The organism is Brevibacillus sp. SKDU10, from assembly GCF_001645205.1.
GTDB classification, from domain to species: domain Bacteria; phylum Bacillota; class Bacilli; order Brevibacillales; family Brevibacillaceae; genus Brevibacillus_B; species Brevibacillus_B halotolerans.
In genome coordinates, this window is sequence record NZ_LSSO01000124.1 from 16,554 (window position 1) to 34,295 (window position 17,742).

At 43.3% G+C, this 17,742-nt stretch carries 1 protein-coding gene (cut by a window edge); it reads right to left on the reverse strand.

The annotated features are described in order from the left end of the window. Nucleotides 1-103 precede the first annotated feature (103 nt). On the reverse strand, nucleotides 104-17,742 hold the end of the coding sequence (locus tag AYJ08_RS07340) for a non-ribosomal peptide synthase/polyketide synthase (RefSeq protein WP_064017180.1). 18,895 nt of this gene lie beyond the right edge of the window; 17,639 of the gene's 36,534 nt are visible here — the last part of the coding sequence; its start codon lies beyond the right edge, outside the window — the gene reads right to left on this strand; the stop codon is at nucleotides 104-106.

A 17,742-nucleotide genomic window follows, 5' to 3' on the forward strand; every position in this document is an offset into this window, starting at 1 on the left:
CTCTAATCGAATTGAAATTCAGAAAAATGAATGAGTGCAAAAATGAAGGGTGAGCGTGTGCAATGGAACCCGCCCAAAACACACGCTCGTAAAGCTTTTTTCCTTAGAAATCAAATGTAATAGATTCTACTAGGTCATGATTGCTAGCTGTATTCTCTACTAGCTCGAATTCCCCTAGCTTTCTGTTTGGAGTGCTAACAACCTCAGATAGGATCCGTACGAAATCATTTGCTAACTGTTCAATCATGTTTTTATTGAAAAGTTTTGTGCAATATTCGAATGCTCCCCTGATCTCTCCCCCTTCTGTACTCATTGACAAGGTTAGGTCAAATTTAGCTACAGTATGGTCTTGTACATAAGGAGTAACGGATAACGATCCAATGGTTGCTTCCTGATCCTCCGTATTTTGCATAACAAACACTGTGTCGAAGAGAGGATTTCGGCTTGGATCCCGCTTCACATTCAGCCTTTCCACTAATTCTTCCAATGGATACTCTTGGTTTTCAAACGCTTGTAGCGTGCGCTCTTTCACCTCTTCAAGATATCCATGGAACGTCTTATCCTTCTGCGGATAGTTACGAATTGCTAAGGTGTTAACAAACATACCGATAAGCGGTTCTAATTCGGCAGAAAGTCTTCCACCAACAGGAGTACCAACAATGATATCCTCTTGTCCACTGTACTTAGAAAGCAAGATCGTATAGGTAGTCATGAGAAGCATATATAATGTGCTTCCGCTATTTTCAGCCAATTGGGTGACTTGGTCTGCCAAAGCACGGTCAATGACAAATTCATGCTCAGCGCCCTCAAAGCTGCGTACCGCAGGTCTCGGATAAGCAATCATTAAATCCAAGACAGGCAATGGACCAAAGAACTCACCAAACCAATAGTTTTCTTGCTGTTCATAGAGCTCACTCTTCGCTCGTTGCTGCTGCCAAACCGCATAATCCTTGTACTGTAGCCGCAATGGGGACAATTCCTTGCCCTCGTACAACTCGGCCACTTCCTGTATAAGGATGCCCATCGAAATTCCATCAGAAATGATATGGTGCATGTCATAGAGTAGGATATGGCGATCTGGCTCTATTTCTATCAGGCCGGCTCTGATCAACGGTGCTTGTTGAAGATCAAATTTCCGCACAAAACTGTTAAGATGTGCATCCACTTCCTCTTCTCTTGCTTGTATCTTCTCTAAGGTGAACTTCACGTCTTTATAGATCCGTTGAACTACCTCTCCATCGACCATTTCAAAGCCTGTGCGTAATGACTCATGACGATCAATCAATTGACGGAATGCTGTCTCTAGCTTCATCCAATCAAGCTGACCTTCAATTCTCATCACACCCGGCATATTGTAGCTAAGCTCTCCACCCTCGACGTGACTCAAAATATAGAGACGTTTTTGAGCTGAAGACACAGGATAGTACTCTTTTTCCTCTGCAAGAGGAATGGATATATAAGCTTGCTTCTCTGTATTGGCAATGTGCTCAGCCATCTGCTCAATCGTTGGGATTTGGAATACATCTCGCAGTGTAATGCTCGTGTCCAATGCTTGATGTATTTTGGCTACAAGGGTCGTAGCACGTAAGGAATGTCCGCCAATCTCAAAGAAGTTCTCTGTAATCCCTACTTGCGATAGCCCTAGGACTTCCTGCCAAATTTGAGCTAGCTTCGCTTCCACCCGGGTTCTAGGTGCAACATATTCTCTACCTGTTTGCATACTTTCTTCTGGTGTTGGCAACGCTTTTCGGTCTAATTTACCGTTTGCAGTCAGAGGCATCCGTTCCATTTGGACAAAATAAGCTGGAATCATATAGTCCGGTAACTGTTGTGACAATGCTTTTCTTAGCTCGGCTACAGTCAGCTCATGATCTGCAACAAAATACGCGCATAAGTATTTGTCACCGCTTGCGTCTTCATGTGCAATCACAATCGCTTCTTGCATGGATTCGATGTTTAGAAGCTGCGTTTCAACTTCTCCCAGCTCAATGCGATAGCCGCGAATTTTGACTTGATGATCAATTCGGCCTAAATACTCAATATTGCCATCTGCCAGCCATCTCGCTAGATCGCCAGTCTTATACATTCGTTCACCAGGTACAAACGGATTAGGAACAAATCGCTCATTCGTCAACTCTGGACGATTTAAGTAGCCACGGGCTAATCCTTCACCAGCAATATACAATTCTCCCTTAACTCCTACAGGTTGAAGACGCAAATGTTCATCGAGAATGTAAGCAGATAAGGTTGGGATTGTTTTACCGATATTGCTTTTCGCCTGAGAAATTTCTACTTCGGTAATTTCCTTGTACGTAACATGGACAGTGGTTTCTGTTATTCCATACATGTTGATTAGCTTGACTTGTGGGTATTTCGCCTTCCAATCCTTCAATAAAGCTGGACTTAACGCTTCCCCACCGAAAATCACATTTCGTAGAGACAACTCTTTTCTATTATCCTTCGCTTCTTCCTGAAGCAATTGATAGAAATAGGTTGGTGTTTGATTTAATATCGTCACTTGTTGATCCTGAAGTAACTGAAGGAATTGCTTCGGATTCTTCGCTGTTAACGGAGGCACGATAACCAATTTTCCACCGTATAAGAGTGCTCCGTACATTTCCCACACAGAGAAATCAAAGCAGAACGAATGGAATAGTGTCCATGTATCAGAATCAGTAAAATCAAACAGATTTTTGCTGTTAAATAACAGACGAACCACGTTCTTATGCTCGATCAAGGTACCCTTTGGTTTACCTGTAGTCCCTGACGTATAGATCACATACGCCAGATTCCTTGGTCCAGAGCGCAGCTCCAGATTAGAATGATCAGTCTGGTAGGATTGTTCGTCATCTAGTAACAAGACCTGCTTATCAAAAGCTACACGTCCTAGTAAATGGGACTGCAACAATAGCAGATTCACATTTGAATCCTCCAGCATATAGGCAATACGATCTTCTGGATACTCTGGATCAATCGGTACATAGGCCCCTCCTGCTTTGAGGATCGCAAGCATTCCTACAACCATATCCAAGGATCGTTCAGCCATGATGCCTACTAACTCATCAGCTTGAACACCTTGAGCTACTAATGATCTTGCAAGTCGATTTGCCTTCTCGTTTAGATCACGATACGAAAGCTGTTCCCCCTCAAAGAAGACTGCGACATGATCTGGTACAAGTGCTGCCTGCTCTTCAAACAACTGATGAATTGCCTTCTCGCGTGGATAATCCGCCTCTGAATCGTTAAATGTCTCAAGAATGGTAGTCTTTTCATGTGACGTAATCATCTCAATAGAGGAAAGTAGTGCCTCTGGATTTGCAAGAACAGAATCAACCACCTGCATGAAATGTTCGATCAGTCGTTCTATGGTTTCGCGTTTGTACAGGGAGCTTGCAAAATCAAAGCTGCATACGATGCTATCCTCAAGCTCTTCAGCATTTAAGGTCAAATCAAACTTAGCTACTATTGGTTGTTCCCCATAAGGTTTTAGTTGCAAGCCTTCAATGGACAGATCTCCTTGTTCCGTGTTTTGCAGCACAAACATTGTGTCAAACAGCGGGTTACGGCTTAGATCTCGTTTCACATCCAGCTTTTCTACTAATTCTTCAAATGGATAGTCCTGATTTTCAAAAGCTTGTAACGAATTGTCTTTGACCTCTTGCAAGTAAGTCAAGAAGGATTTATCCGCTTCTGGGTAATTCCGAATAGCTAAGGTGTTAACAAACATACCGATAATTGACTCAAGATCAGCGTGTGGTCTTGCTGCAATCGGCGTACCTACAATAATGTCTTCCTGACCGCTCTGTTTAGCAAGCAATGTGGTATAGACTGCAAGTAACACCATATACAAGGTGGACTCATGATCGGCTGCGAGTTTTTTCAATCCTTCGCTTCTCTGTTCATTGATTACGAATTCGACGGCTTCTCCCTCAAATTTTCTGTTTGCAGGTCGCTGATAATCAGTTGGCATGTCCAGAACAGGGATTTCACCAGCAAAGACTTTCATCCAGTAAGCTTCCTGCTTGCTCATCCACTCGCTTTGCATGCCTGCTTGCTGCCAAGCGGCATAATCCTTGTATTGGATTCGTAGTGGAGAAAGCTCTTCTCCCCGATATAGCTGGACAAATTCTTGCATGAGAACGCCCATAGATACACCGTCAGAGATAATATGATGCATATCAAATAGCAGAATATATTGATTCACATCGACTGAAAGTAAGCCTACCCGCAATAGTGGAGCCTGTTTGAGATCGAACGCACGTACGAATCCTTCAATCATTGGTTCTGCTTCCTCTAAGTTGGTTTCCCAATACTCCAGCTTAAACGACACTTCATCGTGTACTCGTTGCATTGGTTCCCCATTTACAAGCTCAAAGCCTGTGCGTAACGTTTCGTGACGTTGCGTTAATTGTTGGAACGCTGCTTCTACACGATCCTTATCTAGCGAACCCTCTAGCATCATAATGCCTGGCATGTTGTAGCTTAGCTCTCCACCCTCAAGATGACTTAGAATGTATAGTCTCTTTTGAGCAGAGGAAACCAAATAGTACTCACTGTCCTCTATGACAGGAATGGAGGCGTACGTGTTATGCTCCATGCTAGCTATCAACTGAGCCAACTGTTCAATCGTCGGATATTTGAAAATGTCCCGTAGTGGTATCGCAACATTCATCTCTTTATGAATCTTGGCAACTAAAGTAGTTGCACGTAGCGAATGTCCTCCCACATCAAAGAAATTCTCTGTCACTCCAACAGTTGAAAGACCAAGCACCTCTTGCCAAATCAATGCCAAGGCTGTTTCCACTGGTGTCCTGGGAGCAACAAACTCGTTTCCAGTTTGAATGCTTTCTTCAGGCACCGGCAAAGCTTTTCGATCAATTTTTCCATTTGGAGTAAGAGGCATTTTCTCCAATTGTACAAAGTAAGATGGAACCATGAATTCAGGCAGAACCTGACTCAATGCTTTTCGAAGTTCACTTACCTTCAACTGATCTTCAGAAACAAAGTAGGCGCATAACTGATTTTGTCCAGCTTCTCCTTCTTTTACAATGACGATCGCTTCCTGAATAGGAGCCACCTTCATTAGCTGTACTTCCACTTCGCTAAGCTCAATACGATAGCCGCGAATTTTGACTTGATGATCAATTCGGCCTAAATACTCAATATTGCCGTTTGGTAACCATCTGGCCAAATCACCTGTTTTATACATCCGTTCGCCGGCTGCAAACGGATTATCAACGAATTTCTCCGCTGTAAGCTCTGGTAGGTGCAGGTATCCCCTAGCTAAGCCACTTCCTGCAATGCATAGCTCTCCTGCTACTCCAATTGGCTGAAGCTGATTGTGAACGCCAATGATATAGACCTGTTTATTTGCTATCGGGCTTCCGATAGAAATTTCCTGTTCTGGATTCGTAATCATTAGAGATGTAGAGACTACGCTGCTCTCTGTCGGACCGTATTCGTTGCAGATTTCAATGCTTGGCTTCATTTCCATCACTTTGTTAACTAGCGACGAAACGATCTTTTCTCCCCCAGCTACGATATTCCTTACAGACTTCAGATCCTCTGGATTCATCGTATCCACAATACTCCATAAGAAACTAGGTGAGCTTTGCAGATGCGTAATGCTCTCTTGCTTAATAGCATTTTTAATAGCAACAGGGTCTTTGCTTTCTCCATCCGGCAACAAATACACCGTTGAACCAGATACCAATGGACCAAACAAGTGTGTCAGGAATGGATCGAAGACAAATGGAGTAACCATCAGCACGCGGTCGTTTTTCGTAAACCCGAATGCATTAGCTTTCCAATGGATCGTATTTGCAATACTTGCGTGTTCGACCATAACCCCTTTTGGTTTGCCCGTTGTTCCTGAGGTATAGATCACATAGGCTAAATCACTTTGTCCATGGATTGGCTCCAAATTGGAACGCTCAGCCTGATAATTCGCAGAATCATCAAGAAGAACAAGCCTTTCTGCAGCAAAGAAGGAAAGCTGATCTAGCAAATGTTGCTGCGTAACAACCAACTTCGCATCTGCATCCTCTAGCATGTAACGAATGCGATCCTCCGGGTATTCAGGGTCAATTGGTACGTATGCACCGCCAGCCTTCAGGATTGCCAGAATGCCGACGATCATTTCTGTGGAACGTTCAGCCATAATGGCCACCAATTGATCAGCTTGCACACCTTTCAATCGTAATGTTCTTGCCAGTTGGTTTGCTTGATTATTTAATTCACGATAGGTCATTTGCTTATCCTGGCATACAATGGCTAGCTGATCTGCCGAGAGTTCTGCTTGCTGTTCAAACAATTGATGAATCATGTACTCCTGTGGATAAGGAACTGCTGTATGGTTGAATGCCTTGATAATCTGCTCTTTTTCCTGCTCTGTTACTACTTCCACCATATTGACAGCGATGGCAGGGTTATTGATCACTTGCTGCATAACATGAACAAAATGCCCCAGGATTCTCTCAACACCCGCTTGATCGTACATAGCCGCATTGTACTCGACATGAATTCTAATTTCTTCACCAGGAATTACGATGAGATTAAAGTCATAGTTGGTTTGTTCGACCATCTTGACGTTTGTAACCTCAAATGCCGTTTCGTCATCTTTTCCCACCTGCTCCATCTGCTCTTCAACAGGATAGTTTTCAAACACCATAATATGGTTGATCAAATCCTGTTTTTGTTCTGTCAGAGCCTGAATTTCGTAAAGTGGATGCGTGTCATATGCATGAGATGCCAAAGCTTTTTCTTGATTCTGCTTTAATAAATCAGTGAAAGAAATGCCTTCCTCGCAATGGATACGAACAGGAATTGTATTGATAAACAAGCCGATCATATTCTCAACGTCTCGAATATCCGCTGGTCTACCAGAAACTACACTTCCAAAGACGACATCATCCGTTCCATTGTACTTTTGAAGCATGATGCCCCATACCGTCTGCATTAATGTATTGATTGTCACCTGATGCTGTCTTGCTAGATTGTTCAACTGTGCCGTCAGATCTTTCTCTACATCGCAGAAGCTCGTTCTAAAGATTTGCTCCGCTTCTTTATCTGGCGACTTCGCTTTTGGAACGATTGTTTGTTGCTCATAGCCTGCCAAATAATTGCTCCAATAGCTAAAGGCTTCCCTACTGTCCTGGCGCTCCAGCCATTCAATATAGGCACTATAAGGCGAGACTTCAGCCAATTGTGGGGCTCTTTGCTGCAGAATGGCAAAGTAGCATTCAAACACCTCTGATGCAACTAAAGATAAGCACCAGCCATCCATTAAAATGTGATGGGAGCTCCAAATTATTTTGTATTCTTCTTCCTCTGTCCGAAGAATAGAAACGCGCATCAATAAATCTTGGCTTAAATCAAAGCCTGTTTCCCTGTCCTTCTTGATAAAGGAGGCAACGTAAGCATTCCGCTCTTCTACATTCATCACCATCAGGTCCTCATAATATAGAGAGCTATCTTTCTCTCGATATACGACCTGTAGCGGCTGCTCCTTCCATCCGTTGTAGAAATTCGTTCTAAATATCTCATGTCTTTGGAACAGCATACGTAAGCTTGTTTCAAAGATGTCTACATGGAAGTTTCCACGGATGTCAAAAGTCGTTTGTTCAAAATAAGCTCCAGACTGCGGGTCCATCAAGCTATGGAACCACATTCCCTTTTGCATAGGTGTCATCGCATAAATGTTTTCCACTTCACCTACATGGCTGGTCTGTTCAACGATCTGTTCCAATTCATCAACAGTAAGTCCACGTAACAAGACATCGCTTGGCGTTAATTCTGGCCGCTCCTTGGCTACGCAATGATTTAGAACTTCTCGGAGGCTTGCTTGTAGTAATGCTGCTAGCTGCTCCATCGTTTCTCTCTGGTACTCTTTTTCACTGTAGGTAATTTCAATGGATAGAGCGCCTTCTGAGATCAAACCATTCATGTCTAGTGTAAATGGCATGGCTGCATTCGGGCTTGTCTCTGCACCACTTGCATACGCAGAGAGCTTGATATCATTGTTTTGCAAATCCTGGTCAAACTGTCCCAGATAGTTAAAGCTAATCTCAGGGTCCGTAAATGCACGATCCTCGTTTCGCTTAGACAAATATCTATGAATGCCGTAACCAATTCCCTTTTGCGGGATATGGCGAAGCCCTTCTTTAACACTCTTGATTTGCTGGGAAACATGTTTTCCTTCATGTAGTGCCAGTACTACTGGATATTGACTTGTAAACCAGCCTACTGTTCGGGTAATATCTATGTCTTCAATAATAGATTCGCGACCATGCCCCTCTAGGCTCACATGGATTTGTTCTATTCCAGTCCAAGAATGTATAGCCATGCCGAGTGCTGTGAGCAGCAAATCATTCACTTCTGTATTGTAGGCACGATTCGCTTGTTTCAGCAGTTGCTCTGTTTCCTCTGCTGTCCAATGCACCATAATAGACTGGCTGTCTTTCATAAGCGATGTAGCTTGGGCATTATCTTTTGGCAGCGGAGTCATTGGAATTTGTTCAAGGTGTTGCCAATACTCTCGCTCTTGCTCCATCGCATCTGACTTAGCATAAAGAGCCAAATGATGTGCCCACATCTGGAAGGAATCTGTTTTGTACGGGAGGCTAATGTCCTCTTTGTTTTGCGCTTGTTCATACCCATTCGCAATATCTTCGAATAGAATCCGCCATGAAACCCCATCTACTACTAGGTGATGAAGTATGATCAACAAATGATCACCATTCTTGCAACGGAACAAGCCCAGTTTCATAAGCGGTCCTTCGCTTACGTTCATGCTGCTTTGCATCTCACTTGCCTTAGCTTCGACCGCTGTCGCTTCGTCAGATACATCTCGGAAATCAACAACCTCCAGGCTGTAGAGTTCGCCTTCCTCAATGCCACGGTTCCGTGCTTTATACCCGTTTTCCGTTGGGATATATACGGTCCGCACAGCATCATGGTGTTCAGCAATCTTTTGCATCACCTTGCGAAGCGCTTCTTCCTCAAAGCCTTGCTCTTTAAACAACATAACGGACTGGTTATAGTGATGTTGTTGTGTGTATGCTTGCTCAAAGAACCAATGCTGAATCGGAGTTAATTCAACTTCGCCTACCACTTCACCTTGATCCGCCAATCTTGTGATCGATTGAATCCGTTTGCTCAATTCGGCAATGGTTGGATATTGGAACAAGTCCTTCATTTCCAGCTTATAGCCTGCTTGGAACAAGCGTGATGATACCTGGATAGATTTGATAGAGTCACCACCAAGATCAAAGAATTTATCCATGATCCCTATTGCATCTGTTCCAAGTACTTCTTGCCAGATAGACACAAGCGTCTTCTCAACCGGTGTACGTGGAGCTACGTAATCTGCACCTGTTTGTACACTTCCTTCTGGGGCAGGCAAAGCCTTGCGGTCAATTTTACCGTTTGGCGTTAGTGGCATCTCATCCAATTGAATAAAGTAGGTTGGAATCATGTACCCTGGCAATTCTTGAGATAGTGTGTTGCGAAGTTCGCTTAGGGTCAGGGTTTTCGCCGCTACAAAATAAGCGCACAACTGCTTAACCCCAGCCTCATTTTCTTGAGCAACTACTATAGCCTCTTGCATGAATGGCGTCTTCAAGAGCTTGGACTCAACTTCCCCTAGTTCAATCCGATTACCGCGAATTTTTACTTGGTGGTCGATTCGGCCAACATACTCCATGTTTCCATCCGACAGCCATCTTGCCAAATCTCCAGTTCTGTACATTTTCTCTCCCGGAACAAACGGATTATCCACAAACTTTTCTGCCGTTAGCTCTGGTCGATTCAAATAGCCTCGCCCTACTCCTTTTCCGCCAATATACAGTTCACCTAGCACACCTATCGGCAACATAGCATGGTTCTCATTTAACACGTACATATTGACATTAGGTAACGGTTTCCCAATAGGCAAGCTTACTGAAGGTACAGTCGTTACTTGTTCGAAATAACTAGAATCGATGCACGCTTCTGTAACACCGTAACTATTTAAAATACGCATTTGTGAACCAAATCTACTCACCAATTGAGCAAAGGCATCTGAAGGGCATTGATCTGATCCTACAATTAATGTTTTCAAAGAACGAATGTCCAAGCTGTTTTCATACACGTACTCCATAAGTGGAATAACGATGGCTGGTGTAGATTCAAAAATGGTGATTTTGTACTCTTTCATCAATCCGTAGATACGAACAGGATCTAATCTGGACTGACTCGGGCAAATCACTAATTTTCCGCCATGCAACAATGCTCGAACATAATCACCTGTAAATACGTCAAATGAGAAGCTTGCCCATTGCAGCAATCGAACGGCATTGTCTTCTAATCGGTACGCTTTGTTCCAAGCAGCAGCGATTGAAGTAACCTGCTTGTGCTCAATCATGACACCTTTAGGCTTGCCTGTTGTTCCTGATGTATAGATGACATAAGCAAGATGCTCTGGGCTCGATGCTGCTACTAGATTCGTTCCATCTCGATCGTAGCTGTCGGAATCATCTAGCAGTACGAGTTTTCCAGTAAAGGACACGCACTCTACTAAATGACTTTGCAAGACCAATAGTTTCGCTTGAGCATCCTCTAGCATATAGCTGATACGTTCTTCTGGATATTCAGGATCAATTGGTACATACGCACCGCCAGCTTTGAGAATTCCCAAGATCCCAACCATCATTTCCACCGATCGATCAACCATTATTCCTACTAACTGATCGGCTTCAACACCTTCAGCTCGCAATGTTCGGGCTAGTTGATTCGCTCGCTCGTTGAGTTCGCGGTAAGTTAATTGATTGCCCTCATGTACAACCGCTACTTGATCTGGAGTACGCTCCACTTGCTCTTCAAATAAGCGATGTATCGTTTTTTCGCTTGCATAATCAATAGCCGTAGCATTAAACACATCTAAAATTGCTTCTTTTTCTGCCAAAGTAATCATGTCGAAAGACCCTAGTGTATTTTGAGGATTTTGGACAATGGCAGAAATGATTTGTTTGAAATGCCCCACTATGCGCTCAACAGTCTCTCTCTTGAATAGAGCCGTAGCATATTCTAACGTGCATACAATTCCTTCTTCTCTCTCCATAGCTTCTAGCGTTAGATCGAATTTAGCCACGGTATTTTCACTTGGATAAGGCTTAACATGTAAACCTTCCATCTGTAGCTCGCCTTGCTCCAAAGTGATAAATTCAAACATCGTGTCAAACAGAGGATTTCGACTTAAATCTCGGTTTACTTTCAGCTTTTCTACCAATTCTTCAAATGGATAATCCTGATTTTCATAAGCTTTCAGAGCATTTGCCTTCACTTCTTGCAAATATTCATAGAAGGATTTGTCTTTAGACGGATAGTTGCGAAGTGCTAAGGTATTCAGGAAAACTCCTATCATGTCTTCAAGGTCAGCATGTGGTCTTCCAGCAATCGGAGTTCCCACAATTATATCCTCTTGTCCTGTATATTTATGCAGGAGCGTAGTATAGGCTGCTAGCATGACCATGTGTAAGGTAGAACCTGTTTGGGCCGCTAGTTTCTTTAAGCCCTCTCTGTCATGATCCTCTATTACAAATTCAATCGTTTCACCAGCAAAGCTTTGTAGAGCTGGTCGAACATAGTCGGTAGGCAGATCTAGTACAGGAATCTCTTTGCGGAATGCATCCAGCCAATATGCTTCCCGCTGTTTCATTTGCTCACTGTGAACATTTGTATGTTGCCATGCCGCATAATCCTTGTATTGGATGCGAAGCGGTGATAGCTCTTCTCCTGCATATAGTCGAGCGAATTCTTGAATAAGATTGCCCATTGAAACCCCATCAGAAATGATATGGTGCATATCAAATAGCAAGAGATAACGATCAGGGTTGGTTTCAATCAAACCAATACGTAGCAATGGTGCCATTTTCAAGTCAAATTCGCGGATAAATCCACGTATATGCTCTTTTGCTTCTTCAAGACTTGCCCGTTCATACGAAATAGAGAAGTCAACCTCTTGATGAACTCGTTGTACTGGTTCTCCATTTACCATTTCAAAGCTGGTTCGTAAGGTTTCGTGACGCTCGATCAGCTTCTGGAAGGCTTCCTCCACCCGCTGTTTATCCAACGAGCCTTCAATCATCACGATGTCTGGCATATTGTAGCTAATTTCGCCACCTGTGAACTGACTTAAAATGTATAAACGTTTTTGTACAGAAGATACAGGGTAATACTCTCGCTCCTCAGTAACTGGAATTGAGGTATAAGTACTTTGCTCCTTACCAGCTATTACGTTGGCCATTTGCTCGATAGTCGGGTATTGGAATACATCCCGAAGAGGAAGATTTTTGTTCATTTCTTTATAGATCCTCGCTACCAAGTTTGTGGCACGTAAGGAATGCCCACCGATTTCAAAGAAGTTATCTCTTATTCCGATGGTTTCTAGTCCTAGTACCTCTTGCCAAATTTGTACCAGCTTAACTTCCATCCAAGTACGAGGTGCCGCGTATTCTGCTCCAGTGTGAATGCCTCCTTCTGGGGCAGGCAGTGCGTTACGATCAATCTTTCCATTTGGTGTAAGTGGCATTTGTTCCAGTTGAATAAAGTAAGTCGGAACCATATAGCTTGGTAATTCCTGAGACAATTGGGCTTTTAGATCATGGACAGTCAGTTGCTGATTCGCTACAAAATAAGCGCATAACTGCTGCTGACCCTCTTGATCTCCACGTGCAATGACCACTGCCTCCGCTACCGAGCTTACCTGTAATAGCTGTGTCTCTATTTCACCTAGCTCGATTCGATGGCCTCTAATTTTTACCTGATGGTCAATCCGACCAAGATACTCGATCGTTCCATCTGGTAGCCATTTGGCCAAATCTCCTGTTTGATAAATTCTTTCTCCTGGTACAAGCGGGTTCTCAACAAACTTCTCTGCCGTAAGCTCAGGACGATTCCAATAGCCTCTTGCCAATCCTTCACCTGCGATGCACAGCTCCCCTGCAACCCCGATCGGTTGTGGCTGACCCTCAGCATTTAACAGATAGAAGCGTGTATTGAGAAGCGGCTTACCGATTGTTATTTGCTCCTCATCTGTCACATCTCCGACTGAAGACCATACAGTGGTTTCCGTTGGCCCATACATATTGTATAGACTTGCAGATGTATTCTTGCGCAACGTCTCCAGCAAGGAAGTAGGCAGTGCTTCTCCCCCGAGCATAATTACTTGTAGCTGTTGCAAGCAATCCAGATAGTTAGACGATAGCAACATCTGCATACGGGATGGCGTCATTTGAATCATGTCTATTTGTTGTTCGACAATCGCATCACTCAATGCTTTTGGATCTGTTTGCTGATCTGTATTAGCTAAAACGACTCTTACTCCTTTACTTAATGCTAGGAACGTCTCTAACACGAAGATATCAAACGAGATCGTGGTAACAGATAAGAGGGACTTGCCTTGAACAAATTCAATTCGATCTGTGATACCTTGTATCAGGTTTACGACCGACTGATGCTGAAGCATAACCCCTTTTGGTTTACCTGTTGATCCAGACGTATAGATGACATAAGCCAAATCATCGGAACTACCCAACGCATCTAGATTTGAGCCGTCATGATGATAAGAGGCTTCCTCATCTAACGAGATACGTCTGTTTACAAAAGTGAGGCGATCGTGCAATTGGTTTTGCATGACGACCAGCTTGGCTCCAGCGTCCTCTAGCATGTAACGGATACGTTCTTCTGGATATTCCGGATCAATCGGTACGTAAGCCCCGCCAGCCTTCAAGATACCTAATAATCCGATCATCATTTCTAAAGAACGTTCCACCATAATACCGACTAGCTGATCTGGCTGCACACCTTCAGCACGTAGTGTGCGTGCCAATTGGTTAGCTCGTTCATTCAGTTCACGGAATGTCATCTGCTGTCCTTCGCAAACCACGGCCACTTGATCTGGTGTACGCATCACCTGATCCTCAAATAACTGGTGAATCGTTTGTTCACGAGGATATTCTGCTGTTGTATCATTAAACGTTTCAAGAATAAACGCTTTCTCTTTAGCTGTTATCATCTCAAGAGTAGCCAGCTTTTCATGTGGATCATTAATAATGCCATCGATCACCTGTAGGAAATGCTCTGCCATCCGTTCTATGGTCTCACGTTTGTATAGTGAGGTAGCATATTCCATTCCGCATCTGATGCCCTCTGCTTCTTCCATTGCATTCAAAGTTAAATCAAACTTGGCAACACCATGCTCATCTGCATACGGAGTAAATGTCAAGTCTTCAATAGCAAACTCCTCATTCTCCATATTTTGCATGATAAACATTGTGTCAAATAATGGATTTCGGCTGAAGTCACGAGCCAGTTGCAATTGCTCCACCAGTTCCTCGAACGGATACTCCTGATTCTCAAATGCTTCTAACGCATGTTCCTTGACTTCTTGCACAAACGCATAGAAGGATTTTTCTTTTGCAGGCTGAGTCCGGATCGCTAATGTATTAATAAACATACCAATCAAGTTTTCTAAATCAGCATGAGGTCTACCAGCAATTGGCGTTCCGATGATGATATCTTCTTGTCCGCTATATTTGTGAAGCATCGTTGAATAGCTAGCCAGTAAAACCATAAATAAAGTAGAACCGGTCTGAGCTGCGATCTCTTTTAATCCCTTACTACGTTCTTTGTCAATGAAGAAATCAAAAGTATCTCCTTGATAAGTTTGTATCGCAGGTCTGACAAAGTCCGTTGGCATATCCAAGACTGGAATTTCTCCGCGGAAAACATCTAGCCAATATTCTTCCTGCTTGTTCATTTGTTGGCTTTGTACTTCCTCTTGTTGCCACACTGCATAATCCTTGTATTGAATTCGAAGCGGTGGCAGCTCCTCACCTTTGTATAATTGAACGAACTCATGTATCAGAATGCTTGAAGATGCACCATCAGAAACAATGTGGTGTATATCAAACAGGAGGAGGTGTCGATTTATGCCAAGCTCGATGAGTCCGACTCTGAGAAGCGGCGCTTTTTCCAAATCAAATGCGCGAACAAAAGCTCTAATTAGATGCTTCGCTTCTTCTTCAGTTGCCTGTGCATACTCTACTTCAAACTCTACTTCCTGATACACCCGCTGAATTGGCTCTCCATTTATCATTTCAAAGCCAGTTCGCAGTGCTTCATGTCGTTCAATCAATTTTCTAAAGGCTTCCTCTAAGGATGTTCGCTTAAGTGGACCCTCTATTAGAAGGACGCTCGGCATATTGTAGCTGAGCTCTCCACCTTCCATCTGACCTAAAACATACAATCGTTTTTGAGCGGATGAGACAGGATAGTAATCTCTTTGCTCAACAATAGGTACAGAAGCATACGCAGCTTGAGAGTTTATATCTGTAATTATTGCTGCCATTTGCTCAATCGTTGGTGAACTAAATACGTCCCGTAACGCTACGTTTAGCCCCAACTCTTTGTGTATTTTAGCCACTAAAGTTGTTGCACGTAACGAGTGGCCTCCAATATCAAAGAAGTTGTCCTTAACTCCAATGTCTGATATTCCCAGTACCTCTTCCCAAATCTGGGCTAAGGAAAGCTCCAGTGAAGTGCGTGGTGCTACATGCTCTACTCCCGTTTGCAGACTACCCTCTGGGGCAGGTAATGCTTTTCGATCAATTTTTCCGTTTGGTGTTAGTGGTAGCTCCTCTAGCTGCACAAAGTATGAAGGGATCATATATGCAGGTAGCTCTTGCATAAGCGTTGCTCTCAAATCGCTCACGATAAGCTGATCGTCAGCTACAAAGTAGGCGCATAGATGCTTTTGTCCAACTGAATCCTCCTGAGCTATCACCACAACTTCTTCAATCGCATGCATCTTCAATAGCTGTGCTTCTATTTCACCTAGCTCAATTCGATTTCCACGAATCTTAACTTGGTGGTCGATTCGGCCTACATATTCGATATTGCCATCTGGTAGCCATCTGACTAAATCACCTGTTCTGTACATTCTTTCGTTGTCGACAAATGGACTGTCTACAAATTTTTCTGCTGTCAGATCAGGGCGATTCAGGTAACCACGCCCCACACCTATTCCAGAAATATACAGCTCACCCGGAATTCCTACAGGCTGTATTGCACGATTCTCATCTAAAACGTACATTTTTACGTTAGGCAGCGGCTTTCCTATCGGTAGATTCAACGACAAGAGATTTGTCGTCTGCTCATAGAAGCTTGAATCAATGCACGCTTCTGTCACACCATAGCTGTTAAGAATGCGCATCTGGTCACCAAATCTACTTAACAACTGAGCAAAAGCTTCTACAGGGCATTGGTCTGAACCTACAATCAGCGTTTTTAATGTATGGATATCTAGCTGGTTCTCGTAGACGTAATCCATAAGAGGAATCACGATAGCTGGTGTTGATTCAAAAATGCTAACCTGATGCTTACTAATTAGCTCATAGATGCTAGCAGGGTCCAATCTGGCATGACTTGGGCAAATAACTAATTCCCCGCCATGTAAGAGAGCACGTACATAATCACCTGTGAATACGTCAAAGGCAAAACTAGCCCATTGCAAGACTTTTGGATGTTGTTCATGCAACCCATAGGCTACTTTCCAAGCATTGGACATAGCAGTCAATTGCTTGTGCTCAATCATTACACCTTTTGGCTTGCCAGTTGTTCCTGACGTATAGATAACATAAGCTAGGTGATTTGGTGATTGTATCGGTTCCAGATTTGAACCATTTTCACTATAAGACTCTGGCTTATCCAGAAGCAGCATGCTTCCCATAAAGGCAACACGATCTTGTAAGTGGCTTTGTGTAACAATTAGGCTTGCTCTCGCATCCTCTAACATGTAGCTGATACGTTCTTCTGGATACTCAGGATCAATCGGAACATAAGCAGCACCCGCTTTTAGAATTCCTAAAATCCCAATCATCATCTCAACAGAACGCTCCACCATGATCCCTATCAGTTGATCAGCTTGTACACCCTTACTTCTCAAGGTTCTGGCTAACTGATTTGCCCGTTCATTCAGTTCACGATAAGTCAACTGCTCGTCTTCGCACACAATTGCCACTTGATCTGGTGTACGCTCTACCTGATTCTCAAACAATTGCTGAACAGTCTTCTCTTCCTGATAATCAGCTATTGCGTTGTTAGAATGATGTAAGATTTGCGCTTTTTCTTCAGCGGTTACCAGTTCCAGTTGATCTACAGATACCTGCGGATCATTGACCACTTGCTGTAGCATGTGAACAAAATGGCCCAAAATCCTGTCAATTCCTGCTTGATCAAAGACAGACGCATTGTACTCGATATGGACTCTAATTTCTTCCCCAGGGAGAATATTTAGATTAAAGTCATAGTTTGTCTGTTCTACAATCGAAACGTTAGCAACCTCAAAGGCTTCCGGATTATTACCACCGACTTGCTCCATCTGTTGTTCCATCGGATAGTTTTCAAATACCATAATATGGTTAATCAAATCTTGTTTTTGTTCAGACAAGGCTTGGATTTCATAAAGTGGATACGTGTCATACGCATGAGATGATATTGCATGCTCCTGACTTCGTTTCATCACTTCAGCAAATGTATCACCAGCCTCAGAACGAACACGTATCGGAATGGTATTAATGAACAGACCAATCATGCTCTCTACATCTGGAATATCAGCCGGTCTTCCTGAAACAACGCTTCCGAAAACAACATCTTTACTATCATTGTACTTCTGAAGCATCAGACCCCACACGGTCTGCATTA